Origin of the sequence: Streptomyces sp. NPDC088350, assembly GCF_044753545.1 — a bacterium.
In the GTDB taxonomy this organism is placed as follows: domain Bacteria; phylum Actinomycetota; class Actinomycetes; order Streptomycetales; family Streptomycetaceae; genus Streptomyces.
The window spans coordinates 14,662-41,261 of the sequence record NZ_JBIVNL010000020.1 but is presented as its reverse complement, the minus strand read 5'-3'; the positions used below and the strand labels follow the sequence as shown (position 1 = coordinate 41,261).

The 26,600-nt window shown below is 69.7% G+C and carries 24 protein-coding genes and 4 pseudogenes; 14 read left to right on the top strand and 14 right to left on the bottom strand.

What is annotated here, in order from left to right:
- The first annotated feature begins 74 nt into the window (after positions 1-74).
- On the top strand, positions 75-1,352 hold the full coding sequence (locus tag ACIQBL_RS45040; protein ID WP_401954039.1) for an APC family permease: 1,278 nt from the start codon (positions 75-77) through the stop codon (positions 1,350-1,352).
- On the opposite strand, the gene ACIQBL_RS45035 is transcribed toward ACIQBL_RS45040, so the two are convergent.
- Together ACIQBL_RS45035 and ACIQBL_RS45030 are read right to left on the bottom strand one after the other, a co-directional pair.
- Entirely contained in the window at positions 1,314-4,115 is a 2,802-nt protein-coding gene (locus ACIQBL_RS45035; protein ID WP_401954036.1) for a cation-translocating P-type ATPase, read from the bottom strand. The genes ACIQBL_RS45040 and ACIQBL_RS45035 overlap by 39 nt on opposite strands.
- A gap of 522 nt (positions 4,116-4,637) precedes the next feature.
- Positions 4,638-5,153, bottom strand: coding sequence for a DUF2231 domain-containing protein (locus ACIQBL_RS45030; protein WP_401954034.1), 516 nt, complete (start codon positions 5,151-5,153; stop codon positions 4,638-4,640).
- Between the two features lie 654 nt (positions 5,154-5,807).
- On the opposite strand from ACIQBL_RS45030, the gene ACIQBL_RS45025 reads away from it, so the two are divergent.
- Positions 5,808-6,113 carry a hypothetical protein gene (locus ACIQBL_RS45025; protein ID WP_401954031.1) on the top strand — a complete coding sequence of 102 codons (306 nt, stop codon included), beginning with the start codon at positions 5,808-5,810 and terminating at the stop codon, positions 6,111-6,113.
- A 95-nt stretch (positions 6,114-6,208) separates the two neighbouring features.
- Here the strand turns inward: ACIQBL_RS45025 and ACIQBL_RS45020 are convergent, their stop codons facing one another.
- Positions 6,209-6,361, bottom strand: coding sequence for a hypothetical protein (locus ACIQBL_RS45020; RefSeq protein ID WP_401954029.1), 153 nt, complete (start codon positions 6,359-6,361; stop codon positions 6,209-6,211).
- A 74-nt stretch (positions 6,362-6,435) separates the two neighbouring features.
- On the opposite strand from ACIQBL_RS45020, the gene ACIQBL_RS45015 reads away from it, so the two are divergent.
- A complete protein-coding gene (locus ACIQBL_RS45015; protein WP_401954026.1) occupies positions 6,436-7,950 on the top strand; it encodes a sialidase family protein in 1,515 nt (504 codons plus the stop codon).
- Positions 7,951-8,016: 66 nt separating this feature from the next.
- On the opposite strand, the gene ACIQBL_RS45010 is transcribed toward ACIQBL_RS45015, so the two are convergent.
- Complete coding sequence (locus ACIQBL_RS45010) at positions 8,017-8,301, bottom strand: carboxypeptidase-like regulatory domain-containing protein (protein ID WP_401954023.1); 285 nt, start codon at positions 8,299-8,301, stop codon at positions 8,017-8,019.
- A gap of 260 nt (positions 8,302-8,561) precedes the next feature.
- Between ACIQBL_RS45010 and ACIQBL_RS45005 the strand changes: the two are divergent.
- A pseudogene (locus ACIQBL_RS45005) lies at positions 8,562-9,071 on the top strand (HAD domain-containing protein); the annotation flags it as partial.
- 97 nt (positions 9,072-9,168) lie between these two features.
- Here ACIQBL_RS45005 and ACIQBL_RS45000 read toward each other — a convergent pair.
- The 3 genes from ACIQBL_RS45000 to ACIQBL_RS44990 all read right to left on the bottom strand — a co-directional run bounded on the left by ACIQBL_RS45000 (position 9,169) and on the right by ACIQBL_RS44990 (position 11,459).
- Positions 9,169-10,266 (bottom strand): Gfo/Idh/MocA family protein, encoded by a 1,098-nt coding sequence (locus ACIQBL_RS45000; RefSeq protein WP_401954021.1) that lies wholly within the window; start codon positions 10,264-10,266, stop codon positions 9,169-9,171.
- The gene (locus ACIQBL_RS44995) at positions 10,259-10,651 is read right to left on the bottom strand and encodes an ester cyclase (protein WP_401954018.1); all 393 of its coding nucleotides are present in this window, start codon (positions 10,649-10,651) and stop codon (positions 10,259-10,261) included. Before ACIQBL_RS44995 ends, ACIQBL_RS45000 begins: the two co-directional genes overlap by 8 nt.
- Before the next feature lie 202 nt (positions 10,652-10,853).
- Positions 10,854-11,459, bottom strand: a complete 606-nt coding sequence (locus ACIQBL_RS44990) for a TetR/AcrR family transcriptional regulator (RefSeq protein ID WP_401954016.1) — start codon at positions 11,457-11,459, stop codon at positions 10,854-10,856.
- Between the two features lie 147 nt (positions 11,460-11,606).
- Here ACIQBL_RS44990 and ACIQBL_RS44985 point away from each other — a divergent pair, with 147 nt between their 5' ends.
- The 3 genes and pseudogenes from ACIQBL_RS44985 (at position 11,607) to ACIQBL_RS44975 (ending at position 14,196) form a co-directional block, all read left to right on the top strand.
- Complete coding sequence (locus tag ACIQBL_RS44985) at positions 11,607-12,578, top strand: aldo/keto reductase (RefSeq protein WP_401954013.1); 972 nt, start codon at positions 11,607-11,609, stop codon at positions 12,576-12,578.
- A 261-nt stretch (positions 12,579-12,839) separates the two neighbouring features.
- A complete protein-coding gene (locus ACIQBL_RS44980) occupies positions 12,840-13,229 on the top strand; it encodes a hypothetical protein (protein WP_401954011.1) in 390 nt (129 codons plus the stop codon).
- Positions 13,230-13,357: 128 nt separating this feature from the next.
- A pseudogene (locus tag ACIQBL_RS44975) lies at positions 13,358-14,196 on the top strand (transposase family protein).
- 84 nt (positions 14,197-14,280) lie between these two features.
- Here ACIQBL_RS44975 and ACIQBL_RS44970 read toward each other — a convergent pair.
- Complete coding sequence (locus ACIQBL_RS44970; protein WP_401954009.1) at positions 14,281-14,508, bottom strand: hypothetical protein; 228 nt, start codon at positions 14,506-14,508, stop codon at positions 14,281-14,283.
- Between the two features lie 38 nt (positions 14,509-14,546).
- Positions 14,547-14,783 (bottom strand): hypothetical protein, encoded by a 237-nt coding sequence (locus ACIQBL_RS44965; RefSeq protein ID WP_401954006.1) that lies wholly within the window; start codon positions 14,781-14,783, stop codon positions 14,547-14,549.
- A gap of 6 nt (positions 14,784-14,789) precedes the next feature.
- On the opposite strand from ACIQBL_RS44965, the gene ACIQBL_RS44960 reads away from it, so the two are divergent.
- Positions 14,790-15,029 (top strand): hypothetical protein, encoded by a 240-nt coding sequence (locus ACIQBL_RS44960; protein WP_401954004.1) that lies wholly within the window; start codon positions 14,790-14,792, stop codon positions 15,027-15,029.
- On the opposite strand, the gene ACIQBL_RS44955 is transcribed toward ACIQBL_RS44960, so the two are convergent.
- From ACIQBL_RS44955 to ACIQBL_RS44945, 3 genes and pseudogenes are all read right to left on the bottom strand, one after another.
- Positions 14,924-15,304, bottom strand: coding sequence for a hypothetical protein (locus ACIQBL_RS44955; RefSeq protein ID WP_401954219.1), 381 nt, complete (start codon positions 15,302-15,304; stop codon positions 14,924-14,926). The genes ACIQBL_RS44960 and ACIQBL_RS44955 overlap by 106 nt on opposite strands.
- Positions 15,305-15,428: 124 nt before the next feature.
- Positions 15,429-15,545, bottom strand: a pseudogene (locus ACIQBL_RS44950) (hypothetical protein); the annotation flags it as partial.
- Positions 15,545-15,790 carry a DEAD/DEAH box helicase gene (locus ACIQBL_RS44945; RefSeq protein ID WP_401954001.1) on the bottom strand — a complete coding sequence of 82 codons (246 nt, stop codon included), beginning with the start codon at positions 15,788-15,790 and terminating at the stop codon, positions 15,545-15,547. The pseudogene ACIQBL_RS44950 and the gene ACIQBL_RS44945, both read right to left, overlap by 1 nt.
- Positions 15,791-16,043: 253 nt before the next feature.
- On the opposite strand from ACIQBL_RS44945, the pseudogene ACIQBL_RS44940 reads away from it, so the two are divergent.
- A pseudogene (locus ACIQBL_RS44940) lies at positions 16,044-16,244 on the top strand (integrase core domain-containing protein); the annotation flags it as partial.
- 311 nt (positions 16,245-16,555) lie between these two features.
- On the opposite strand, the gene ACIQBL_RS44935 reads toward ACIQBL_RS44940, so the two are convergent.
- Complete coding sequence (locus ACIQBL_RS44935) at positions 16,556-20,005, bottom strand: WD40 repeat domain-containing protein (RefSeq protein ID WP_401953999.1); 3,450 nt, start codon at positions 20,003-20,005, stop codon at positions 16,556-16,558.
- Between the two features lie 661 nt (positions 20,006-20,666).
- On the opposite strand from ACIQBL_RS44935, the gene ACIQBL_RS44930 reads away from it, so the two are divergent.
- Entirely contained in the window at positions 20,667-20,969 is a 303-nt protein-coding gene (locus ACIQBL_RS44930; RefSeq protein WP_401953996.1) for a hypothetical protein, read from the top strand.
- A gap of 117 nt (positions 20,970-21,086) precedes the next feature.
- Here the strand turns inward: ACIQBL_RS44930 and ACIQBL_RS44925 are convergent, their stop codons facing one another.
- Positions 21,087-21,830: an SDR family oxidoreductase gene (locus tag ACIQBL_RS44925; RefSeq protein WP_401953994.1), complete on the bottom strand. Its 744-nt coding sequence runs from the start codon at positions 21,828-21,830 to the stop codon at positions 21,087-21,089.
- Between the two features lie 95 nt (positions 21,831-21,925).
- Between ACIQBL_RS44925 and ACIQBL_RS44920 the strand changes: the two genes are divergently transcribed.
- The 4 genes from ACIQBL_RS44920 to ACIQBL_RS44905 all read left to right on the top strand — a co-directional run bounded on the left by ACIQBL_RS44920 (position 21,926) and on the right by ACIQBL_RS44905 (position 26,532).
- The gene (locus tag ACIQBL_RS44920) at positions 21,926-22,486 is read left to right on the top strand and encodes a TetR/AcrR family transcriptional regulator (protein ID WP_401953991.1); all 561 of its coding nucleotides are present in this window, start codon (positions 21,926-21,928) and stop codon (positions 22,484-22,486) included.
- A 730-nt stretch (positions 22,487-23,216) separates the two neighbouring features.
- The gene (locus tag ACIQBL_RS44915; protein ID WP_401953989.1) at positions 23,217-23,993 is read left to right on the top strand and encodes a thioesterase II family protein; all 777 of its coding nucleotides are present in this window, start codon (positions 23,217-23,219) and stop codon (positions 23,991-23,993) included.
- A gap of 134 nt (positions 23,994-24,127) precedes the next feature.
- The gene (ccrA, locus tag ACIQBL_RS44910; RefSeq protein ID WP_401953986.1) at positions 24,128-25,480 is read left to right on the top strand and encodes a crotonyl-CoA carboxylase/reductase; all 1,353 of its coding nucleotides are present in this window, start codon (positions 24,128-24,130) and stop codon (positions 25,478-25,480) included.
- Positions 25,477-26,532 carry a 3-dehydroquinate synthase family protein gene (locus ACIQBL_RS44905; RefSeq protein ID WP_401953984.1) on the top strand — a complete coding sequence of 352 codons (1,056 nt, stop codon included), beginning with the start codon at positions 25,477-25,479 and terminating at the stop codon, positions 26,530-26,532. The genes ccrA and ACIQBL_RS44905 overlap by 4 nt, the downstream gene beginning before the upstream one ends.
- The last annotated feature ends 68 nt before the right edge of the window (positions 26,533-26,600 follow it).

Below are 26,600 nucleotides of genomic sequence, written 5' to 3'. Positions count from 1 at the left end.
CGCCCGCACCAACGCTCCGGCGGCAGCCCTCTCCTCCTCGGCTACCGTGCGCCGAGTACGAGGAGGAGTGCACGATGAACGCGAAGAGCGCCCCAGCAGGCACGGGCGGGATGAAACGGCGTCTGGATCTGTCCGACGCCGTGGTGATCGGCCTGGGGTCGATGATCGGTGCGGGGATCTTCGCGGCCCTCGGCCCGGCGGCCGAGGCAGCCGGTTCCGGACTACTGCTCGCTCTGGCCCTGGCCGCCGTCGTGGCCTACTGCAACGCGACGTCCTCGGCACGGCTGGCCGCCCTCTACCCGCAGTCCGGCGGCACCTACGTCTACGGCCGCGAACGCCTGGGCGACTTCTGGGGCTACCTGGCCAGCTGGGCGTTCGTCGTCGGCAAGACGGCCTCCTGCGCGGCCATGGCCCTCACCGTCGGCGCCTACCTCTGGCCCGGCCAGACCCACGCGGTGGCCGTGGCCGCCGTAGTGACGCTGACCGTGGTGAACTGCACCGGGGTGCAGAAGTCCGCCCTCCTCACCCGCGTCATCGTCGCCGTGGTCCTGGCCGTGCTCGCCGCCGTGGTCATCGCCGCCCTGGCCACCGCCCACGCGGACACCGCGCGGCTGGGCATCGGCTCGGACACCACCGTCGGCGGACTGCTCCGGGCCGCGGGCCTGCTCTTCTTCGCCTTCGCCGGCTACGCCCGCATCGCCACCCTCGGCGAGGAGGTCCGTGACCCGGTCCGCACCATCCCGCGCGCGATTCCGCTCGCGCTCGGGATCACTCTCGCCGTCTACGCCCTCGTCGCCGTCGCCACCCTGACTCTGCTCGGTCCGCGCGGTCTGGCGAACGCCACCGCCCCGCTGTCGGACGCCGCGCGTGCCGCGGGCGCCGACCGGCTGGTGCCGGCCGTCCGTATCGGCGGCGCCGTCGCCGCGCTCGGCTCCCTGCTCGCACTGCTCCTCGGCGTCTCCCGCACCACCCTCGCCATGGCCCGGGACCGGCACCTGCCGCACGCCCTGGCCTCCGTCCACCCTCGCTTCAGTGTTCCCCTCCGCGCCGAACTCGCGGTCGGCGCGGTGGTCACGGTCCTCGCCGCGACCACGGACGTGCGCGGTGCGATCGGTTTCTCCTCCTTCGGCGTCCTGGCCTACTACGCCATCACCAACGCCTCGGCCTGGACCCTCACCGAGGAAGAAGGTCGACCGAACCGCCTCGTCCCCGTCGTCGGCCTGGCCGGCTGCGCGGCCCTCGCTTTCGCCCTCCCCGCGAGCACCGTCGTCTCCGGCACCGCCGTCCTCGCCCTCGGGGCCGCCCTCTACGGCCTACGAAAGATCACGACCGGCAACAACTCCGGCCACTGAGCCGGACTGCCGGCGCTCAGGACCGGTAACCGAGCTGACAAGCACGGCTTCAAGACGGCGCCGGCACCAGCGGCGTAGTTCGTCGGCTCCCCAGACGATGAAGGGGAACGGTGCGACGAGGGCCCACTGACCGGCGGACAACGCTTCGGTGCCCAGCACGGTGTGGGCGACAGGGATGTACACCCCGGCCACGGCGAAGACCATGGCGAAGCCGAGGGCTGCCAGGAGCGGTTTGTTGGTGAACAGGCCGACGCTGCGCAGCGAGGCGTGTTCGGTGCGCACCGCCATGGCCGTGCCGAGCTGGCAGGCGACGATCCCGACCCAGGTGATGGTGGTGGCCTGCCGGTAGGCGTGATGGAGAGCGCTGCCCGCACCGACGTCGTCGCCCGGGTGCCAGCCCGCGTGCAGCAGGACGATGAGGAAGGCCGCCATGACCAGCAGCCCGGAGATCAGTCCGAGGAAGCCCCAGGCCCGGGCGAGCATGGACCGGGTGATGACGTTCTGGGAGCGGGGGCGCGGGGGCCGTTGCATGGCGCCGGGTTCGGCGGGTTCCCGGCTCAGGGCGAGCGCGGGCAGGGTGTCGGTCCCCAAGTCGATCGCGAGGATCTGCATGACGGTCAGCGGGAGCGGGATCGCCCCGCCGGACAGCGCGAAGACCAGGAAGGGAAGGACTTCCGGGACGGCGTGCGCGAAGATGTAGACGATGAACTTGCGGACGTTGTCGTAGATACGGCGGCCGGCCTCGATGGCCGAGACGATGGTGGTGAAGTCGTCGTCGGTGAGCACCATCGTGGAGGCTTCCCGCGCGACATCGGTGCCGGAGCGGCCCATGGCGATCCCGATGTCGGCCCTGCGCAGCGCGGGGGCGTCGTTGACACCGTCCCCGGTCATGGCGACTACCTGCCCCTCGGCGCGCAGCGCGTCGGCGATACGGAGCTTGGCTTCCGGTGTGCTCCGCGCGAAGACCACTTCGCCTTCCGAGGCCAGAAGTTGATCCAGTTCTCGTTCGGAGAGCCGGTCGAGTTCGGGGCCGGTGACGACGTGCGGCTTGTCGTCGCCGATGCCGACCTTGCGGGCGATCGCCGCGGCGGTCGCGCCATAGTCGCCGGTGACGACGTGCACGCGGATGCCGGCCTGGTGGGCGCGCGCGATCGCGGCCTCCACCTGGGGGCGGGGAGGGTCGGTCATGGCGACCAGGCCGAGCAGGCACAGGCCGAGTTCGGCTTCCTCCCGCCGGTCGGGAACCGGTACCCCGGTGGGCAATTGGCGGACGGCGACGGCAAGGACGCGCAGTCCGGCGTCCGCGTAGTCGTTCATGGCCGAGGTCACCGCGGCACGGTCGCTGTCCGTCAACGAGCTTGCGCCGCTGGGATGTTGGAGGTGGGTGCACCTGGGGAGCACCTCTTCGGGCGCGCCCTTGGTGTGCACCGCGAGGACAGTGCCGCCGTCCCCGTCCTGCTGCTCGTCCACGGTGGTCATGAGCTTGATCCGTGAGTCGAAGGGGAACAAGGTCCGGCGCCCCAGGGTGCGTTGGTCGGGGGTGACCGGACGGCCGAGGGCGGCGGCCAGCTCCAGCAGGGCGAGTTCGGTGGGATCCCCCTTCGCCTCGGCCGTGGCGCTCCCGGGCAGTTCGGCGTTGGTGCAGGCCGCGGCGGATCGCACGACGAGGTCGGTCTGCGGCGTCGGCACCCGCGGGTCCGCGGAGCCCTCGGACGTCCACAGGGAGGTGACGCGCATGTGGTTCTCGGTGAGGGTTCCGGTCTTGTCGGTGCAGATCACCGTCGTCGAGCCGAGTGTCTCCACGGCGCTGAGACGTTTGACGACGGCGCCGCGCCCGGCCAACTCCCGTACGCCCACGGCCAAGGCCAGGGTGATCGTGGGCAGCAGTCCCTCGGGCACGTTGGCCACCAGCAGGCCGATCGCGAAGCTGATCGCCGCACTCCAGCCCAGTCCGGCCAGCAGGCCCAGCGGCAGGAAGCCGACCCCCACACCGACGGCGACCGCGGCGATCAGCCAGGCGACCCGTTTCACCTGGTGTTCCAGCGGGCTGTCCTCACGTGTCACGCGCGCGGTGAGGGTGGCGATGCGGCCCAGTTCCGTGTGCATCCCCGTCGCGGTGACCACCGCGAGGGCCTCACCACCGGTGCACACCGTCCCGCTGAACAGGACGTCACGTGCTTGGAGCACGGGAACGTCGGTGTCCATGGTCTCGGCGGAGCGGGTGACCGGCTCGGACTCACCGGTGAGGGTGGAGATGTCGACCTGCACCGCACCGCTGAGCAGCCGGGCGTCGGCGCAGATGCTGTCGCCCTCGGCCACGACCATCACATCACCCGGGACCAGAGCGACGGCCTCCACCTGCTGAGGGCGGCCGTCCCGCAACACCCGGGCGTGGGAGGGGAGAAAGGCCGCCAATTCCTCCACGGCCCGCTCCGCCTGTACCTCCTGGAAGAACGCGAACGCCGCGTTGAGCACGATCACCGCCGTGATCGCCACCGCCAGGGTCGGGCTCCCGCTGACCCACGCCAGTACCGCGGCCACCGCTAGGACCAGGGCCAACGGATGGGTGAACTGCCGTGCGAGCTCGGCAGGCCACCGGGTCCCGCCACGGCGGACCAGTTCGTTCTGCCCGTAGACCTGCAGCCTGCGCGCCGCCTCCCGCTCCGCCAGTCCTTCGGCCGAACTGCGCAGATGCTGCAACAGCAGGGTCAGCGGCTCCAACGGGTCGGCAGGCCGTGACCCGGTCCCGTCACGTTCCGCCACGGGATCACGTACGACATGCTCATGGACCACTGCACCCACCGCCTCCGGGAACTGGCAGCTCGGCACGCTCCGGCCGTCGAAGACGTTCCTTCTCGGCCCGGGCCGCACACGCTGCTGGTGTGTCGCGGCTCGTGGCATGTGCCGTACGGGCCGCGCTCTCCGTCCCATTCACGTGCAGGGCCCACCACGTCAGAAAGGGGCCACTCGGTCACAGGAGGGGCCAACCGGTCCCATCGTGATCACCGAGACCGGACCCCCTTGGTCGCCGACAGCATCGCTGACCGTTTGATCGCCAGCCTCCGTGCGGACCACACCCAACACGCCCGGGACGCCCATGCCACCGCCTCGGGGCATCACGCCGAGTCCACCACGGAGGGGAGCATCCCTCCCGCCGGGATCAGCTGAACTTCTCAGGTATCCCGCGGGCACGTCGGGGACCGTTCGGCCCGAGCAGAGACGTACGCGACAAGGACTCGCGATGCCGGTCCGCAGGCGCCCGGCCCCAACGCCGGCCGCGTCCCGTCAGCCGCCGTTCTGCGTGGCCGTCTTGGAGTAGTTGTCCTCCCAGGCGGCCTTGGCGCCCGAGTCGCCGATCCGGTAGACGTCCACCACGGCACCGACCGCGACCGAGAGGGAAACAACCACGATCGCGCCCCGAACCAGTACCGAGGGCGACCACGAAGCCCCCGCCGCGCCGTCCGCGGCGGGGGCCGACCGGCGGGCCGTCCACCAGACGACGGCCGAGATCACGAAGAGACCCAGAGCCCACGGGAGCAGACCGTCGCCAAGTTCGGCGTGCTTGCGCACCAACGGGTCGCTGCCGACGTGCTGTTCCAGCCACTCCCCCGCATGGGTGGCCACCGGCACGCTCGCCAGCGTCACGAGCGCGAGGATCGGCAGCAGCAGGCCGAGCCGCCGGGCACCTGCGGGCCAGGCCGCGCACACCACGAGTGCCAGGGCGCTCAAGGGCACGAGCACAATGACGAAGTGCACGAACAGGACGTGCGCGGGCAGTCCATTGACGACAGTGAGGCTCATGAGGGCTTTCTCCATGGGGGGATGACCGGGCGGTGGACGCTGCGGAAGCCTCGGCACTTTTTCACAGGGACTTCTCAGTTGCCTCTGAGCCTCATCCTCATCAATGCCCTGGGGCCCGCACACACGGGCTCCTGGAGCAGGGCTCCGAATGTGGCGCGTCCGAAACCGTGTGAGTCGTACACCGAGGTTGCCCATGCGGGTGAAGGTTGCGCGGCAGATGTCCAGCCCAGCATCGAGTCCCCAGCGGAACCGCATGCTCAGCACACCAGCCGACAGGTACGTGCTTCGCGACCGACGCCGTGCTTTTCATCCCCACGGCGTCGGCGCTCTGCCGGACCGACGGATCCTCACCACGTTCGGGCCGGCGTCGCCACCGTCGCTGCGGAGGGCACAGGCCCTTTGGGTGAAAGCGCCTCCGACACAGTGGTGCGCCCCAGCTTCGCCTGGGCGGCGAGCTGCTTCTGGCTCAGCCCGGCCCGCGCCCACCCGCCAGTCAGCCTCCTGCGCAGTTCGGTGAGTGGCGGACTGCCGCCGTTCTGCTCGTCGTGCACGTGCTCGCCCCCGGCCCCGATGTGTTCACCGATGTCCATCGTCGTCCCGGCGAACCACGGCGAACACGGTTTCCGCGGCCTTGGACCACGTCAACATCCCATCGTGTACAGGGAGTCTGCCGTGACGGTCGCCGTCGTCCTTCTCACCACCGCACTCATCATCGTCGTCGCACCGCTGGCCGGTGCCGCCGCAGGCAAGCTCGCTCGCATGGGCGGCGCCACCTACGCCACCGCCCTCACCCGCGCCGCCACCGTGGCAGGCGCTCTCGCCGTCCTCCTCGCCCAGAACCGGCTCACGCACCCCGCTGAACGTGGGCAACCGGCTCGACCATCGACCAGAAGTGCTGGACGGGCCGCCACCGGCCTGCCCAGCGAGCTCCCACGCGGAATAGGCCAGCAGGATTCATGACACATTCGTCAATGGCACCTGGCATCCCGCCGGCTCAGTCGGAGAGCGTGGTGCGGCAAGGCGGCCCGTCGAGGTGTCCGAGGGTCAAGGTGACGTCAATTCCTTCTGATTCGGGCGGTGTTGAGCCGGAACATGTTGACATGGTCATGCTTGCGCAGCAGAGTGGCGGCGTCCTTCAGCACGTCCTGCACGATGTTCAGTTCGGCCGGGCTCCGCCCGCCCTCACGGCGCGGACGTGTACGAGGCATACTCCCGACCCCACTTCGCGACGCGCGCGACATACCGATGCCGGACGTGCCCCTTCTTCGAAAGGGAACGGATCATGTCCCTGGCATCCCTGCTCCGCCGTATGGCGAGACCCGGCCTGGTGACGGCGGCCCTCGCGGCCGGCGCGCTGGCCCTGTCGACGACCACCGCCACTGCCGCGCCCGCCCTCACCCAGATCAGCACCGACCCCTACACCAACTCCACCAGCCAGCACGCCACCGAGGTCGAGCCGGACACCTTCTCCTACGGCTCCACGATCGTCTCCGCCTTCCAGGTCGGCCGGTTCAACGACGGCGGCTCCTCCAACATCGGCTTCTCCACCTCCACCGACGGCGGCACCACCTGGACCAAGGGCTTCCTCCCGGGCATCACCACCCAGGCGGGCGGCACCTTCCAGCGGGTCAGCGACCCCTCGGTGGCCTACGACGCCAAGCACAACGCCTGGCTGATCTCCACCATCCCCATCACCTCGTCCGTCACCGTCCCCGAGGTCTTCACCAGCCGCTCCACCGACGGCGGACTGACCTGGAGCAACCCGGTCATCACCGCGACCGGCTCCAGCCTCGACAAGAACTGGATCGTCTGCGACAACACCGCCACGAGCGCCTTCTACGGCAACTGCTACACCGAGTACGACAACAACGGCGACGGCGACCGCCTGAAGATGACCACGTCGAGCGACGGCGGTCTCACCTGGGGCGCCTCGAAGAACACCGGCAACAACGCCACCGGCCTGGGCGGCCAGCCCGTCGTCCAGCCCAACGGCACGGTGATCGTCCCGGCCTCCAACGCCTCCGAGACGTCGATCCTCTCCTTCCGGTCCACCAACGGCGGCAGTACCTGGACCTCGACCACCACCGTCGCCACCGTCAGCACCTTCACCGTGCACGGCAGCCTGCGCAGCGGCCCGCTCCCCTCCGCCGAGATCGACGCCGCCGGCAAGGCGTACGTCGTCTGGCAGGACTGCCGCTTCCGCGCCGGCGGGGGCTCCTGCACCTCCAACGACATCGTGATGTCCACGACCACAAACGGCACCACCTGGTCGGCAGTGACCCGCATCCCCATCGACGCGACCACCAGCACCGTCGACCACTTCATCCCCGGCCTCGCCGTCGACCCGGCCACCTCGGGCACCACCGCGCACCTGGCGCTGGCGTACTACTACCACCCGACAGCCAACTGCACCGCCGCGACCTGCCAGTTGGACGTCGGCTACGTCTCCTCGACCAACGCCGGCAGCACCTGGACGGCACCGACCCAGCTCGCCGGTCCGATGACCCACTCCTGGCTGGCGAGCACCACGCAGGGCACCATGGTCGGCGACTACATCTCCACCTCCTTCTCCGGCGGAACCGCACACCCCGTCTTCGCCGTGGCCTCGGCCCCCAGCGGGTCGGTCTTCAACGAGGCGATGTACACGCCGACTTCGGCTCTTACCGCAGCGGCAGGCACCGCCACCGCCACGACCGCCACCGCACGTGACAACGCCTTCTCCGCCCGCCTGGCCGCGATCGCCTACGCGCAATGGCTGGCCAACGGCGGCACCGGGGGCGGCGAGGACAGTCCCTGACCGACAGACCATGAACGCAACAGCCGCCCCGGCACGTCCTGCCGGGGCGGCTCCACGTCTCAGGTTTCAGCGGATGCCCGAGTCGAAGCGGAGGGTGACCGCGGTGCACCTTCCGCTCCTGACGGTGACGGACACCGGCTGGGCGATCGGGACGACGGCGCCGGTGAGATTGGCCGGGCGGATGGTGTACGTGCCTGGCGGCAGCGGGAGGCGGAAGTGGCCGTCTGCGTCGCTGGTCGTCTTGGTGACCGTCCGTCCGCCGTCGCCGCTGGTGATGGTCAGCCGGACGCTCAGGGGCCGGTCGGGGCAGGGGCTGTGGTCGCGGGCCATCGGGCAGCCGCCGTCGACCATGGTGCGGCCCTTGATCCCCGGGCCGGGAGGCCACCGGCCCCGCTTCTGCTTCCTCGGCTGCCGCGAGCCTCTCGGCGAACTCGTCAATCTGTTCGCGGAGTGCCTGTACCTGCGCGCGGGCCGCCGCTTCCCGCCGGTGGAGCTCTTCGATCAACGAGCCCATCGCCGCCCTCACCGTCCTCCCGAAGGGGAATCAACCTGCCCGGAGGGCCCGACGCGGACCGCTGTCGCGTCAGCCCGAACACCGTTACCGTGCAGTCGTGATCGGTTCTACGCTGCCCCTTCTCTTTCTCGATGTCGACGGTCCGCTCATTCCCTTCGGGGCAACACAGCAACAGCTTCCGAACGGATACCCGACCTACCAGGCCGGGCGCCAGGCGCAGGCAGCCGACGCGAATCCGCTGATCACCAGGATCGATCCGGCGCATGGGCCCCGGCTGATGGCGCTGCCGTGCCAGCTGGTGTGGGCCACCACGTGGATGTCCGACGCGAACGAATGCATCGCACCGTGGCTGGGCCTGCCGGAGCTGCCCGTAGTGATCTGGCCCGAGCCGTCCGACGAAGACGAGAAGGACGGGCTTCACTGGAAGACCCGTGACCTCCACCACTGGGCGGCCGGGCGCCCCTTCGCCTGGGTCGACGACGAGATCACGGCCGCCGACCGGACCTGGATGGAGGCACAACACGCAGGCCAGGTCCTTCTGCATCGCGTCGATCCCCGACAAGGCATCACGGACGAGGACTTCGCCGCTCTCGACCACTGGTTGCAGCTACACCGGGGCTGGCTGTCCACTCCGCACCGCCCCACCAGGTCCCTACAGAAGAGCTACACCATGTCGGACAGTGTCGAATCGACTGGCTGCGGGCCTAAGGATGGAGGGCTTTTCGTTGGCCTGTGGCGGCGGACCGTACGATCGCGTCAAGGAGTCGGTGGCGCTTGACGGCGTGGGTGAAGTCCGGGGCGACAGCCGTTCCGTGGACGAGGTCGTCCCGAATCGCGGCGTAGGCGTGCACCAGCGTGTGGATCACTGTTCCGGCCAGGCCGGGATAGTCGTCGTAGCCGCTGGGCAGCGTGACCTTCGTAGGCCGACCGCCGCTGCGTGTGCCACGCACCGTGACCGGACCGATGTGCGGGAACTCGGCGGCGGTGATCTCAAGTCGCCCCTCCGTGCCGTCGATGATCAGAGAGAACCCTGCACCCGATGCCGCGCCTCCACGGTGGTGGACGGACAGGATCGCCCCGCCCGCCACGGTGCCCGAGATAGCGATCTGGTCCTCGGCGGTCATCGGAACGACCTGCCCGGTGCGCCCGAGGGGAACCTGGCGGCGCCGGGTCGCGGTCGTGGCGACCACTTCCTGAAGCTCGCCGACGACCATCGACACCAGATCGATCGCGTGTCCGAACGCGATGGTCAGCATCGTGGCCCCGAGCTTGCGGTCGAGCGTGTAGACCATGGTCGGAGACACCGGAGTGCCCCATTCGGTCGAAGACGCCACGACGGTGGCGGAGAGCACTTCCCCCACGAATCCTTCGGACACGAGGTCGGCCAGCCAGCGGAAGGTAGGCGAGGAGCGTCCCTGAAGACCGACGAAGGTGCGCGTCGTCCCGGCGGCACGCTCCATCTCCTCGGCCTCGCGCAGGTCGACGGCGAGCGGCCACTCCGAGAGCACCGGCACTCCCGCCTTCAGCACGGGCAACACGAGTTCGCGATGCTGGGGCACTTTGACGGCGACAACCACGAGGTCGACGTTCTCGTCGCCGGCGAGCTGCTCGACCGACGTGTACGCGGGTACGCCATACGCCGCTCCCGCGGCCTGGGCCGAGGCTGCGGAGCTCGCCGCCAGCGCGCGAAGCTCGATCCCGTCGACGGCGCTCAGCGCGGGCAGGTGAGCCCCGGCCGCCCAGCCTCCCGTGGCGCTCAGGCCGACGATGCCTACGCCGATCGGCTTACGGGGGTCAGGCACCGAGCTGCCGCCTCAGGGTCTCGGCGTCGTGCAGGGCCGTCATGTGCACGAACCGCCCGTCACGAACCTGATAGATGGCGTACTCGACGATCTCGAACGAGGCGCCGGTGGGAGCCACGCCGAGCCACTCCTTGGCGGGCGTGCCCGTGTTGGTAAGACGGGCAGCCAGACGATCACCATCGACCGCGATCTCCCGGGGCTCCCAGCGGAAGTCCGGCACCGCGCCGATGTCGCCGTTCAGCACAGCGATGACCTGGTCCCGAGTGCCCGGCTCGCCGTTCAGGGTGGTCTCGTCGTTGATGAACTCGTCCATGCGGTAGATCTCGTGGGCGTTGAGCGCCCCGATGTAGCGCAGGTAGAACTCACGCAGGTCGGTGTCGGACATGATCTCCTTCTTCGGCCCCCGGAGCGGAGGTCATGCGCGGTGTTTCGCGACGGCCCTTGACGGCATCGTCGCGGTGATCGTCGGCAGGGGGAGGAACCACTGTCCGAAACTTCTGTCCCGAACGGTACCGAAGTTTTGCCGCACCGTCACGGCCCCCATGCGCGGAGGATGTCCCACCGGGGCGAGCTAAGGGGTGCAGCCGCTATGCAGGCCAGCCGAGCAGCGCCGTGTCGACGATCTCATCGAGCTCAGCAGGACCGAGGCCGTTGGCGGCCTGCACCGCGATGCCGAACCCCATTGTCATGATGAACCGGGCAAGACGCCGAGGGTCGGCGTTGCGCGGCAGATCACCCTCGTTGACGGCGCGCCGGAAGCGCTCCTCGAGGCGGACCCCCGCGTCGTTGCGCCAGTCGACAAGCAGGTCGTGGACGGCCCGGCTCTCGTCGCTCGACGCCAGCGCACCCTGCACGGTCAGGCACCCGGAGGGGCCATCGGGAGGGGTCGTGGTGCAGACCGCTCCGCGGAGGAACGCCAAGGCCACAGCCCGTGCGGTGGGCTCCTCCAGGGCGCGCGTGGCGTAGGCGGCCGGCCCCGCGCCGTAGCGCTGGAGGGCCTTGCGGAACAACTGTTCCTTGTTGCCGAAGGCCGCGTACATGCTCGTCTTGGTGATCCCCATGGCGCCGGTCAGCTCGGCGAGGCTTGCACCTTCGTAACCACGCGCCCAGAACACCCGCATCGCCCGTTCCAGCGCCTGGTCGATGTCGAATCCTCGGGGCCGACCCATGACGGCCTTAGGCGAGTCACCCATGCCATAAGTGTACCACTCGGTACAGATCCCAGCTGACCAGCAGTTTCGTTCCCGCAAGGCGGCGAACGCGGTTCGGTACCGATCGGTCTTGATGTGCTATTGTTCTGCACCGATCGGTACCAAACAATGGGAAGGGAAGTCCGCGCCATGAAAACCATTTCGCTCGGCAGCCTGAAGGTCTCGCGCATCGGTCTCGGAGCCATGGGAATGTCGGCGTTCTACACCGGCGCCGGCCAGTTCGACGACGAGTCGATCCGCACGATCCACCGCGCTCTGGACCTCGGGGTCACCCATATCGACACCGCTGAGGGATACGGCCCCTTCATCAACGAGGAGCTGGTCGGCCGGGCCGTGCAAGGGCACCGGGACGAGGTCGTGCTGGCCACCAAGTTCGGACTGATCTCCCACACCGGCGGCTCGGCTCCCGACAGCACCCCGGCCAACATCCGCCTGGCCGTGGAGGGATCACTGGAGCGCCTGGGCACCGACTACATCGACCTCTACTACCAGCACCGGGTGGACCCCGGCACGCCCATCGAAGAGACCGTCGGCGCACTGGCCGAACTGGTGACCGAAGGCAAGATCCGCCACATCGGCCTGTCCGAGGCCGGCCCTGCCACGATCCGCCGCGCTCACGCCGTGCATCCGGTCACCGCGGTCCAGTCCGAATACTCCCTGTGGACCCGCGACCCGGAGGCCGAAATCCTGCCCGTCCTGCGCGAACTGGGCATCGGCTTCGTGCCGTACTCCCCGCTTGGCCGCGGCTTCCTGACCGGCAACATCCGCTCCCTGAACGATCTTGACGCCGACGACTGGCGCCGCACCAACCACCGCTTCGCCGACGGCAACCTGGAACGCAACCTGCGAATCGTCGACGAGGTCCGGGCCGTAGCCGCCGAGATCGACACCACGCCCGCGCAGGTCGCCTTGGCCTGGCTGCTCGCCCAGGGTGACGACATCGCGCCCATCCCCGGAACCAAGCGAATCGCCCGGCTGGAGGAGAACGCCGCCGCCGACCACATCGAGCTCACCGCCGGCCACGTCGCCCGCCTGAACGACCTGCCCCCGGCCTCCGGCGAGCGCTACGACGCGGACAACATGGCCGCCATCGACCGCTGATCGAAGACCTACCACCACGCACGCCGCGGGTCGGCATCCGGGCGAAGACTGCCCCATTCCCACTGAGACCTGTGCAGACATGAAGTACACAGGTCACGGGCCTGGTGTGCGGGGCGGGCGGGGTACTCGCGCTGATCGTCGGCGGGTGTCCATGGCGAAGATCGTCCGACCTGTCCCCAGGGCCGTTGTCGGGTTCTGCTGCGCCGACCGCCGTGCCCCTCCTACGATCCCTCACCGGGCCGGTGCCGGGAGAGCGCGGGGATGCCGGAGCTGGCGCGGATCACGGCTCGCCGGAATGAACTGGACACGCTCGCCGAGGAGTTGGCCAAGCAACTGGCGGAGGTCCAGGCCGAGCGGGAGGAGTTGGTGATCGCCGAGCGGGTCCTGCACCGGCTGGCCGAACAGGACCAGGCTGTGACGGAGGCCACCCGGGCCGCGGCCCCGACAGCGGCCCGGGTGGCGGGACGGGCGGTTTTGCTGATCCCGCACCGCGGCGGGACGGGCGATGAGGCCGCGCTGCCCGCTGACTACCGCAAGATCCTGGCGATCGTACGGGCTGCCGACGGCCCGGTGCAGGTCAGGGCCGTCGGCGAGGAACCAGGCCTTGAGGTGACGGTGCGCGGGAAGCTGGAACCGTTGCGGCGAAGATGACCAAGCTCGCCGACCGCGGCCGACTGCACAAGCGTCCTGACGGCAGGTTCACCACACGCTCCCAGGCCTAGGGAGGCGGGCGCCGACGGAGCGTAACTGGCGGGCCCCCGGCAGCAGTTGAGTTTGGTGTGAAGAAAAACAACCACCCCGTCGATGGCCCTGACAGCCTTGTCTGCATTGCCCGCCTGCCGCTGTCGAGTGCCACCCTGAACTGGCTCGCCGGCCTGATCCGCGACCACCTGAAGAAGATCAGGTCACGGTGGCGGGCCCTGCCTCCGGAACGGATCGCCTCCCTCGTGCGGGCCGTACTGCCCTGTGACCAGCGGCCGGGCGATCTGGCCGGCGGCAACGGGATACACCGCACCACTGTGACCCGGTGGGTCAGGGAAGTCGTCGGCCTGCTGGCCGCCCGCGCCCCGCGCCTGGACCGCGCCCTCAAAAAGATCGCCCGCAAGGGTGGCGGGATGGTGCTGCTGGACGGCACGCTGATCCGCACCCGCCGGCGCTCCGGCAAAGAGAACCGGAAGAACTACTCCGGCAAGAGCACATGCCATGGCCTGCTCGTGATCGCGCTCACCGACGATCGCGGCCGGCTGCTCCGGGCCTCGGCGGCCCGGCCCGGACGGACCTCGGAGATCACCGCCTGCCGACACGACCAGCTCACCGCCAAGCTGCGGGCGGCCGGTCTCGGGACGATCGCCGACCTGGGCTTCGTCGGGCTCGACGACAGCGGCCCCGACACCGGCCCCGCAGTGATCACCGGTTACAGGCCGCACGGAACCGGCCCCTGACACGAGGACAGAAGCTGTCGAACACCGCACTGGCAGCGGCCCGGGCACCGGTGGAGCACGGCTTCGCCCACCTCGAAAACTGGCGCGTGCTCGGCAGAGTCCGCACCGACCCGACCTGGGCGACCGCCCTGGTCAGGACCCTGCTCGTCCTCACGAACCGCGAAGTGTCCCGGTGACCGACGATCTTCACCGAAGTCATCCACCCACGACCAACACGAGCATCCCGAACCCCGCGCACACCAGACCCGTGACCAGCAACTTCACGATGCACAGTGCTCATTGGTTTCGCGTTCGAGAGGATCGGCCTGGGCGAGAAGTTCGCCGGCGAGGGTCTCAGCCAGGTGGTCCAGGGTGCGGGCGGTGCCCGGGCTGGTACCGGTCGTGGTCCACCACCGGCGCGTGGTTGGGTCGGCGGTTCGGTACTGGTCGGCGACGTGGTTGGCCAGGTTCAGCCAGCGTTCGCGGATCTCCGGGTCAAGCTGCTGCATGGCGAGGAGGCGGTGCACGGCCCACAATGGTTCGTCCGCTACGCGAAGATCGCGTCAGCGCTCTCTCGCAGGAGGTCTTCGGCTTCAGCAAGTTGGGTCAGTGCACTCTCGTCCACCAAGGCTGAGGTGACGTCCAGATAGTCGTCGCCGGGCGTCACGAGATCGAAGTCGTTGTTGGTGGGTTTCCGCGACCGGGGCGGCAGGATCCAGCCCTCGCTCTCGCGCTCCACGCGTCCGGCCCGGCCCACCGCGTTGAGGAGTTGAGCCGATGACATACGCCGTTGGCCGGCATCGGCCAGAAAGTCCTCGCCGACCTTGCTGTGAACGATGACGGTGCGTACGGGGAGATCGACGCCGTCGGTGAGCGTGCTGGTGCTGGCGATGGCGCGGATCTGGTCGGCGCGCAGGGCCTCCCCTATGGCGTACAGGACGTCGTCAGGCAGGTCGGCGTGGTGGTAGGCGACGCCTTGTTGGCGCAGGAGACCAGGGGGTGTTCAGGGCCGACTGTATCGGCGAGGTAGGCGGTGATCTGAGCGGCCTGGGGTCGCTCAGGCAGGTGCTCGGCGATGGCCACGGCAGTGTTGCGTGCGTCCCTGCGTATTCCGACGATCATGAAGACGCTGCCGGCACCGGTGAGATATGCGGCGCCGACGGCGAACAGGCTGTAGTCCGCGGTCCCGCTCAGCCTCGTCTCCCGGTTCCACTTCGGCGGGTTCCCCTCGTCGAAGCTGCGTGTCCCGAGCGGACCTGTGACGAGTTCGGTGGGCCGCGCGGTAGCGGTGGGCCGCAGGCTCATCACTGAAAACCACGTGGCCCTCTGCCAGATCAGGTGCTGGCCAGGTAGCCACGGCCGCGCGGTTTCCAATCGCAGCGGACAGGAGGACCATGCGCGGAGCTGCCGGGTGAACCTGGCAGGAAGCGAGCATGCCTTCCAGGAGAAAGCCGCGACGGTCCTGCGCCATCTGGTGAGCCTCGTCGATGACGATCAGACCTACGTCCTGCAGGGTCTGCACGGGGTCGTGGCGCAGAGCATGCATCAGACGTTCGGGGTGAGGATCTCCAGGTCTGCGGCGATGTCGGTATCGCGGTCGGCCGCGGGGAAGTCGGGCTGTTCAGCGGCCAGGCGGCGCCCGAGCAGGCGCAGTCGGGCGCGGAGGGCTTGGCGCATCTCACGGCCAAGGCTGCGCAGTGGAGATACGTAGATGACCCGGCCCGGTGAGCGCGCAAGATGGGAGCAGACCACGAGCTGCGCCATGAGGGTCTTGCCTGCACTAGTAGGCACACTGATGTGGCTGCGGCTGGTGGCTGGGTCGAGCGGGTTGCCGTGTTCGAGATGAAGGAGCTTGCGCTGGGGTGGCCACAGGGTTAGCACGGCCGGATCGGACAGGGCGAAGGTACGGGCGACGGCGGGGGCGTTCCGTCAAGGAGCAGACAGGGAGCAGAGTGTAGAGGCTGCTGGCAGCCAGGTCGTCGAGCAGTTCCAGAAGGTGGGATGCGATCCAGCGGGCCCACAGGTCACCGCTGCCAACACGATGAACGCCGCCGCGGAGAGCTTCAACGCGACCCTGAAACGGGAGACCCTGCAAGGCCGCAAACGCTGGTCAGGAGTCCGTGAAGCCCGCCTCGCAGTCTTCCGCTGGATTACCCGCTACAACACCAGGAGAAGGCATTCAGCCATCGGCCAGGTCAGCCCGATCGCCTTCGAACAGCGAACGGCTACGCTGACCGCTGCCGCACAGCAAACGGTGGCCACGGCTCAGGGGAAGCCCCCAAAGGCATCTACGAATAAGCAGATCGTGTCCATGAGAGGGATCCGATCTCCGAAACCCCTGACACATAGTCATAGGCCCGGACTCGATATTCCGCGTCGTCGGCCCCCGGGAATTTTCCCTTGCCTCCCAGGATGGGGATGACGGCCGGTCTGCGTCATCCCCCGCCGACCAGAGTTGCATACGCGAGCTCATCAGTACCCGAACCGACGCCGTCTCCCTCCGCATGGCGGTCCCCGGGTTGGCTGCCGCGGCCGGCCGGCCTGTGCGCCGGCCGGCTACTCGGGGAGCAGATGGGTCCGGCGCTCGTTCGGCGTGAGCGTGCGAAAGATGCGTTCCCTGGCGGTCGCCAGCAGGGCGTCGAGATCTCCTTCGGCACCCCAGACGCGTACGGTCCGGTCCTCGGAGGCGGTGGCCACCCGGCTGCCGTCGGGGAACCAGGCCAGCCGCTGGACCCGGTCCCGGTGGATGCCGATCACCCGACGCTCCTGCCCGGTGCGTGCGTCCCACAGCCGCACCGTGCGGTCGTCGGAGGCGGTGGCCAGCAGCTGTCCGTCGGGGGCGAAGGCGACGGCGCGGATGCGTGCCTCGTGGCCGCGCAGCTCGCCGACCTGCCTCCCGGTGGCGACGTCCCACAGCCGTACCGTGAGATCGGCCGAGCTCGTCGCCAGTCGTGCGCCGTCCGGGGCGAACGTGACCGCGTCGACCCAGCTCTGATGCCCGATCAGCCGGTGCCGGAGCGTGGCCGAGGCGACGTCCCACAGCTGCGCCGTGTGGTCGTCCGAGCCGGTCGCCAGCAGACCGGCGCGGGGTGACCAGGCCACGGCGCAGACCCATTGAGAGTGCTCACCGTACCGGCCGAGCACCTGCCCGGACCCGGCGTCGAGCACGGTGACCCGCTGGTCCCGCCCGGCGAGAGCCAGTCGCCCGCCGTCCGGTGACCAGGCCAGTGCCTCGACGGTCTCCTCGGTGGTGAAGATCCTCTCCGTCCCCCCTTCCGCTCCGGCCCACGTGCCGGCGGCGGGCTTCCAGATCCGGACCGTGCCGTCGTCCGCGCAGCTCACCAGCGCTCCACCGTGCGGGTGCCAGCGCAGGTCGGTGACTACGGTGCCGTGCCCGGCAAGGGTGGCCACCGGGCTGCCGTCGTGCGCACGCCAGATCCGCACCACACCGTCGGCGGCCCCGGAGGCGATCAACGCCCCGTCCGGGCTCAGGTCCAGGCCGGTGACCAGGCCAGGATGCCGGGCCGTGGCGTACAGCTCCGCGCCGGGGACGTCGACCGACCAGATCCGGGCGGCGCCGTCCTCCGCTCCGGCTGCCAGTTGCTCTCCGGTCGGGGACCAGGCCACCGACTCCACCCGGGTGGCATGACCGCAGAGTCTGGCCCGCTCGTCGCCGTGGTCGAGCATGCGGATCCTGACCTCGGGCCCGCGTGAGGACAGCGCGAAACTGTCGCCCGTCGGTGAGCAGCGCAGGCTGACGATCAGTTCGCTGCGCTCGGGAAAGACCCGCCGCTCCTGGCCGGTGGCGGCGTCGATCACCTTGACCCACTCCTCTCCGGAGACCAGGAAGGTCCCGTCCACGGTCCAGCCGAACGGCGTGGCATGGCCCGAGGGCCGGTCCCCGACCCGCTGCGGCTGCCAGTTCTCCCGCAGCCACAGGATGTAGCTGCGGTCGTAGGCGGCGGAGAGCAGCCGAGTCCCGTCCGGAGACCATGCCAGCTGGTATATCTCGTCGCTGTGCCCGGCCGGTTCGGCGACCTGCGCCCACCCGGCGGTGGCGAAGATCCGGATGCGCCGGTCCCTGGAACAGGTCGCCAGCAGCTCGCCGTCGGGCGAGAAGGCGACGTCCCGCACCGTGTCGGTGGCCGCGTCGAGCACGGCGACGGTCCGGCCGGTGGCCGGGTCCCAGACCCGGGCCGTACGGTCCCGCGAACCGGTCGCCAGCAGCCGCGCGTCCGGCGACCAGTGCACCGCGACGACGCCGTCGCCGTGCCCTTCCAGAACCGCGCCCGCCGCCCCGGTGACGACGTCCCACAGGCGTACGGTGCCGTCGAGCGAGCCGGTCGCCAGCCAGGCGCCGTCCGGGGACCAGGATATCGCGCGCACCCCGGCCCGGTGGCCGGCCAGCACCGCCCGGGTGTGGTTGTGGGCCAGCGCGGTCATCAGCGCGCGCACCGCCGTAGAAGTGGGCGGGCACTCGGTGAGGACGGTCGCGGCCAGCAGGGTGCCGAACTCGGGTTCGCGCTCGGCATTGGCCAGGACGTACTGGCCGATCGACTCCGAAACCCGCAGCAGGAAGTCCCGGTCCCGGCTGCGCGAGGCCACGACCAGCTCCCGCACCGCCACCGTCGCACCGTCCGCGGTCTCCAGACCGGCCAGCCAGCGCCCGGCCACCGCCAGCCGCTCCCCGGTGAGCAGGTAGTCGGGGCTGCGTCCCGAGGCCTGCCAGTCCGCGGCCCAGCGTTCCAACTCGCTGCGGCTCTTGAGCAGTTCGGCCCGGACCGTCACCTGCTGCTGCAGCGGCGGCCACTGCCGGAACAGCGCCTCGTGTGCGACCTGGACCGCGGGTACGTCGTCGACTCTGGTGACCACCAGGAGCCGTGCCGCGTCGAAGGGCCGCAGGATCTCCCGCTCGGTGGGCGAGAGTTCCGCCGTAGGCACCCGGCGCTTGACCGGTTCACCCGCCTCCATCCCCACCAACAGCAGAAGCGCGGTCAGCACGGTGTCCGCGCCGTGCTCGTCGACGACCGTGGCGAAGACCTCGTCGGCCTGACGGGCGAGGGCGCCGGTGACGCCGCCGAGGGCCAGGTAGCTCTCCTTGGTGGCGATCTTGGAGTCGCCGACCGAGAGGTAGAGCTCCCGCAGCAGATAGGCGAGGAGCGGCAGCGCGTCGGCGGTGCCGGTGTCCTCCACGATCCGCGCGACCAGTCCCGGCTCGAACGCGCCACCGGCCAGCCGGGCGGGCTGCTCCACGGCGGCCACCAGCTCGGCGGTGCTCATCGTGCCGAGGGCGGTGGGGGCGGTGAACAGCTCCTGCTGCGCCGATGCCAGGAACTCCGGCAGGAACTCCACCCGCAGAGTGGCCACCACCCACAGCCGGCGGTCCTCCCGCAGTGCCTCGGCCAGCCCTCCCAGGAAGCGCTCGCGCCGCTCCGGCGGCGAGGCGGTCACCAGTTCCTCCAGCTGGTCGACCACCAGCAGCGTGCGCCCGGCTCTGGCCGCCGCTGCGCCGCGGGGCCTGGCCGCCAGCGCCTCCTCCAGGTGCCGCAGGGGGTCGGCGCCGGGCACGATCACCGGCAGCAGCCGCCACCTGGACTCCAGCAGCCGGGGCAGCACGCCCGCGTGCACCAGCGAACTCTTGCCGCTGCCCGAGGTGCCGGTCAGACAGAGGAACCGTTCCGAGGGCTGCTGCGCGGACAGGTGCAGCCGCCGGATGATCCCGGCGATCTCGTCCTCCCTGCCGAAGAACACCGCCGCGTCGCCGCGGTCGAAGGCGGCCAGTCCCGGGTAAGGGGTGCGGTCGCTGTCCCAGGCAGGTCGCGGAGCAGCGGGGTTCGAGCGCTTCTGGACGACCACCTGCCCGGCGATCACCACACCGATCAGGACCACCACCGCCAGTGGCGCGATCCGGCTGATCAGCCGGACGACCGGCGACTGCACCGCGTTCGCGGTGAAGTTGGTCAGGACCTCCAGCAGAGTCGCCGAGACCAGCACGACAATTTGCACAGGAAGCAACGAGCGCTGCCGCATGAATCCCCCAAATGCCCCTTGGAACCAGCGTCCTGACACTTCTGTCGCCGTACGTGCGAACGCGGTCCCGGCAAGCACTCGCCAGAACCGCATCGGAGAGAACGCGGACACCCCGAGGCCGCAGCAGCTTGACGAAGACGATGCCCCAGTCCGTCCGCCGTGGAAAGCACACCCACCCGCCGAAGCGGCAACGCCAGGGTTCCCCCATGCGCTTCATGATCTTGCCGCCCCCCGTCCGCCGGCGGGCGGCGCAGAGCAGTCCCGACCTCGGCCGCACAGCTGCCGGGGCGATGGATGCCACCCGCACACGAAGCAGCCCCCTTCCGGCTCTCCCTCGTGGAGACGCACCAGACGCACCACATGATCACGCATGCCCTCACGCCGCTTCGGCGTGGCTTGTTCTCCGTTTCCGCCGCCGCCATCACCTGGGGCGCAGGCGGCGCGGCGGCAGACGAACTGTTCCGCACCAGCGGCCTCGGCACGATCGCCGTACCGTTCCGGCGCTTCGCCGTCGCCGTCGCGGTCCTGCTCGCACACCGCACCCGGCAGCCTGCCGCCGTGCGGCCCACATCATGCCGACGCACCGCAGTGTTCACCGGCGTGGCCCTGGCGGCCCATCAGACGGCCTACTTCGGCGTTGCCCAGGACGCCGGGCTCGCGCTCGGCCCCATGGTCACCCTCGGCGCGGCCCATCCTGGTCAGCGCCGGAGCACACGTCCTTCTGAACGAGCGGCTCACCAAGCGTGGCGCCACCGCGGTCGGAATCGCGCTGCCCGGTCCGCTGCTCCTGGTCGCGCACCCGGTCTCCGGTCCCCGCCCTCTGACAGGCATCACGCCGGCGCTGCTCCCCGCCATCGGCTACAACGCCGTCACCCTACGGGCCCGCTCCACGGGTAACGCGACCACGGACGCAGCCACCTGGAGTGCGGGAGCCCTGTGACTGCTGCCCTGGCGCTTGCTCAGGGAGCCTGACCCCGCGTTGAACACGGCGCCGCGTCCGCCGGCTGATTCATCTTCCTCGGAATCGTGCTGGGCGAGCGGATCAGCACCCCCTGTGTCATGCCTGGACGGTGGGGCGGACGTTGATCTCGCCGATCTCGACGTCGCCGGGCTGCTCGATGGCGAAGGCCACCGCGCGGGCGACCGCCGCCGCAGGGATGCCCACCGCGTCCATGTTCTTGCGCGTCCGCTCGCGGAGGCGCGGGTCTGTCATCGAGTCGGCGAGATCGGTGCGGACGTATCCCGGCGAGATGGCTGTCGTACGCACCACTCCGTCGGTGGACTCCATGCGCAGCCCCTCGTGGACGGCGCGCACCGCGTTCTTGGTCGCGGCGTAGACAGCCATCGAGGGGGACACACCGGACAGGCCGGCCACGGAGATGATGCTGACCAGGTGGCCCGACCCCTGCTCGCGGAAGACGGGCAGCGCGGCGGCGATGCCGTGGAGCGTGCCGCGAAGGTTGACATCGATCATGGCCGACCAGCCTTCGGTGTCGAGATCGGCCAGCGGGCTGATCGGGGCGATGCCGGCGTTGTTCACCAGTACATCGATACGGCCGTACCGGTCGATGGTGGTGGCGACCAGGTGCCGCAGGTCCTCGGCCTTGGTGACGTCGACGACGCACGTGGCGGCACGACCCCCTTCCTCCCGGATGTCCTGGGCTATGGCGTCGATGCGTTCGCCGCGGCGCGCTGCGAGGACGACCGAGGCGCCGCGCTGGGCGAGCAGACGGGCCGTGGCTTCGCCGATGCCGCCACTTGCTCCGGTGATGGCGACGATTTTGCCGTGAAGAGAGAGCATTACTGCCTCCAGGTAAAGTGGACACGTGTCCGGTGCGTGATTCACCCTACCGGACACGTGTCCACTTGTTAGCGGCGGAACATCGGGAGAGGCCCATGAGCGCGCCAGCACGCCGTCCGGACGCGGTGCAGAACCGGACCCGCATCGTCGAGGCCGCCCGCGCAGCCCTCGCCGAGTCCCACCACGTCCACCTCAACGAGATCGCCAAGCGCGCCGGTGTGGGCCAGGGAACGCTCTACCGGAACTTTCCCAACCGCGAAGCGCTCCTCGCCGAGGTCTACCGGCGCGACGTCGAAGAACTCGTGGCCGCCGCCTCCGCTCTGCTGACGGAACACGAGCCCGCGGAAGCCCTGCGGCACTGGCTCGACCGAGTGATCGATTACGCCGAGATCAAGTACGGCGTCCTGGCCGCGCTGGAGCCGACGGCGTGGCAAGACCTTGTCGCCCACAGCCAGAACCCCATCGAAGACGCCCTCGGTCACCTGCTGGACGCCGGAAAGGCAGCCGGTTCCCTCCGCACGGACGTGGACGCCCGCGGGGTCCTCCTGCTCATCGCCTACCTCGGCCGACTGGGCCGGGACGAATGGGGATCAATGGCACGGCCTCTCATGAACGTCATCCTCGACGGCCTTCGCCGACAGGACCCGGACCGGTGAGGGCAGCAGACCGCCAAGGACATCCTGAACAGCACCCCTGCATCAGCAAGTAGCAGCGGGGACCTCGCTGGAAGCCGAAGCACCTGCCGCCCAACCGCACCCCTCCGTCGAAGAGAACTGCCGTGGGAACGAACTCCGTTGCCGGGACCCACTGGAGCTGCGACCAGGAATTCTCCAGAAGGGCGCCGCCGCTGGGCAGCTCATCGGGAATCTGGCCGGCCACCACCTCAGGGACGTCCGCCCCGGCACGACCCGCGACTCCTCATGAACGCAATGCTCTACGTGGACCGGCACCGGTATTCCCTGGCGCAACCCGCCCCACGACGTCCCGCACCGGCGCGGCAAGCGGATCATCGGCCGCACACGCCACCTGGGCTGTAACGCCCTCGGCCTGATGCTGACCGTCCTGGTCACCGCCGCCGCGAGCCTCTCCGACACCGTGGCCCGCATCGACGTGCACCCCGTCCCACGCAAGCCCGGCACCAAGGGATTCGGAGTCATCCCGAGACGCCGGAAGATCGAGCGGAGCATCGGCACGGCCCGCGGACTCGTCGGCGAAGCCACCCGAACTGGCGCGGACCCTGAGCCGGAACCAAGCACGAATCCACGGAACGAACAGCCAGTGAGGGGGATGCTAGGGGTGTGAGCAGTGCCCCTCCACCTGTGAGACTACTGCAGCGTACGTCACCGTTTCCCCGGTGGCTCCCACTGGAAGGGATCCCAAAGCGACATGGTCACGTCGGCCCAGCAGGACAGTTTGTGGATACGCCGATATCACCCCCGTCCGCACAGCGACGTCAGGCTGGTCTGTCTGCCGCACGCGGGCGGCTCGGCCAGCTTCTTCTACCCGGTCGCCACGGCGATGCCGGCTTCGGTCGACGTGCTGGCTCTTCAGTATCCGGGGCGTCAGGACCGTCGTACGGAACCATGTCTGACCAGTGTCTCCGAGATCGCGGACCAGGTCGTGACAGCGTTGGTGCCCTGGGCGGACCGGCCGCTGCTGTTCTTCGGGCACAGCTTGGGCGCGACCCTCGGCTTCGAGGTGGCGCGGCGGCTGGAGCGTGAGCACGGCATCGTCCTGGCCGGTCTGTTCGTCTCCGCCCGGCGCGCTCCGTCCCGCAAGCGTTGGGAGACCGTGCACCAGCGCAGCGACGCCGGAATCATCGACGAGATGCGCAGGCTGAACGGCACGGACGTGGGGCTCCTGACCGATCCGGACGTGCTGGACATGGTGCTCCCCGCGATCCGCGCGGACTACCAGGCCGTCGAGACGTACGAGTACGAGCCGGGGCCGAAGCTGCGGTGCCCCGTGGTGTGCCTGGTGGGCGACGACGACCCCAAGGTCGATCAGGACGAGGCCCGCGCCTGGTCCGAGCACACGGAAGGGTCTTTCGAACTCCGGGTCTTCACCGGCGGACACTTCTATCTGTCATCCCATCAGACGGCGATCGTGGATCTGATCGCCCAGTGGGCGGAGGCGGTGGCCGCACCGGGTGACCGACCGTGATTCCGGCTGACCGCGACTGCCTCGGCCCGCCCACCCCCTAGGCACTTCCTGCCCTGTCTTGCAGGGGGTACCCCTTAACGAGACGGCAGGGACTGGGGTTCACGCGGTGGCAGGGGAACTTTAGGGTTCGGGACGTGGACGAAATAACCAGCGCGATCCTTACCGAGGGCGTTTCCCGGCAGGACTGGCTCGGTGTACCTCTTCCCGAATTCACTCGCGGCATCGTCATCCGGAAGGACGAGACCGACCTCTTCGAAGGCATGGCCCCGGCCGAGAGGGATCCGCGGAAGTCACTCCATCTCGCGGAAGTACCCGTTCCCTCGCCCGGCCCCGGCGAGGCCCTGGTGGCCGTCATGGCCTCCTCGGTCAACTACAACACCGTGTGGTCGGCCATTTTCGAGCCGCTGCCGACCTTCGGCTTCCTTGAGCGCTACGGCCGGCTGTCCCCGCTGGCCAAGCGCCATGACCTGCCGTACCACGTCATCGGTTCCGACCTCGCGGGTGTGGTGTTGCGCACCGGCCCGGGCGTCAACGCCTGGCAGCCCGGTGACGAGGTCGTCGCGCACTGCCTGTCGGTGGAACTGGAGTCGTCCGACGGGCACAACGACACGATGCTCGACCCCGAGCAGCGCATCTGGGGCTTCGAGACCAACTTCGGCGGGCTCGCCGAGATCGCGCTCGTCAAGTCCAACCAGCTGATGCCCAAGCCCGACCACCTCAGCTGGGAGGAGGCCGCCGCTCCGGGGCTGGTGAACTCCACCGCGTACCGACAGCTCGTCTCCCGCAACGGCGCCGGCATGAAGCAGGGCGACAACGTCCTGATCTGGGGCGCGAGCGGCGGACTCGGCTCCTACGCCACCCAGCTCGCGCTCGCCGGCGGCGCCACTCCCGTCTGCGTCGTCTCCAGCGAACGCAAGGCCGCCATCTGCCGCAGCATGGGCGCCGAGCTGATCATCGACCGCAGTGCGGAGGACTACCGGTTCTGGAAGGACGAGCACCACCAGGACCCGCGCGAGTGGAAGCGGTTCGGCAAGCGCATCCGTGAACTCACCGGCGGCGAGGACGTGGACATCGTCTTCGAGCACCCCGGCCGCGAGACCTTCGGCGCAAGCGTTTACGTCACCCGCAAGGGCGGCACGATCGTCACCTGCGCCTCGACCTCCGGGTTCAACCACGAGTACGACAACCGCTACCTGTGGATGTCCCTGAAGCGGATCATCGGCTCGCACTTCGCCAACTACCGCGAGGCATGGGAAGCCAACCGCCTCGTCGTCAAGGGCAGGATCCACCCCACCCTCTCCAGGGTCTACCCGCTCGAAGACACCGGTCAGGCCGCCTACGACGTCCACCGCAACCTCCACCAGGGCAAGGTCGGCGTCCTCTGCCTCGCCCCCGAGGAAGGCATGGGCGTGCGCGACCAGGACATGCGCGCCCGGCACATCGACGCCATCAACCGCTTCCGGGTACCGAGGGAACAGGCGGGATGACAGAACACCTGGCCAAGGATCAACGGGATCAGGCGCACACCCGCGTCATGGTGGAACTCGGCGACCGTTCCTATCCCGTCGACATCGGGCCGGGTGTCCGGCATGCGCTGTCCGGGGTGCTCGCGGAGCTGGGCGCGCGGCGCGTGGTGATGGTCTCCGCCCGGCCGGACGACTGGCTGCCCGACCCAGGCGTTCCCTCGGCCGTACTGCGCGCCCGTGACGGCGAGGAGCACAAGACGCTGTCCACGGTGGAGGCACTGTGCCGCGAGTTCGTCCGTTTCGGGCTGACCCGTACCGACGCCGTCGTCTCCTGCGGTGGCGGGACCACCACCGATGTCGTCGGTCTGGCCGCCGCGCTGTACCACCGTGGCGTGCCTGTGGTGCATCTGCCGACCTCGCTGCTGGCCCAGGTGGACGCAGGCGTGGGCGGGAAGACCGCGGTGAACCTTCCCGAGGGCAAGAACCTGATCGGGGCCTACTGGCAGCCGGCCGCCGTGCTGTGCGACACCGACTATCTGGAGACTCTCCCGCCACGGGAGTTGCTCAACGGCTACGGGGAGATCGCCCGGTGCCACTTCATCGGCGCCGGCGATGTGCGCGGGTTGCCCCTGCCGGAGCAGATCGCGGCGAGCGTGGCGCTGAAGGCGTCGGTGGTCTCCGCGGACGAGCGGGACTCGGGGCTGCGTCATGTGCTCAACTACGGACACACCCTGGGCCATGCGCTGGAGGTCGTGACCGACTTCGCAGTGCGCCACGGTGAGGGAGTGGCGATCGGCACGGTCTTCGCCGGGCGTCTCGCGCTGGCTCTGGGCCGGATCGACGCGGCACGGGCGGCCGAGCACCTGGAGGTGGTGCGCGGTTACGGACTGCCGTACGCGCTGCCCGCCGATGCCGATCCGGCGCGGCTGATCGAGGTGATGCGGCTGGACAAGAAGGCGACGCGCGGGCTCACCTTCGTCCTGGACGGTCCCGGCGGTCCGGACCTGGTCTCCGGCGTGGCGGAGGAGACGGTCGCCACGACGCTCGCCGGCATGGACCGGGCCACCGGGTAGCGCCGGTGCGAATGGGGCCGGTTGCGCAATCGGAGCCCGGCGGCCGGAGCAGGGCCGTGCGGGGTGCG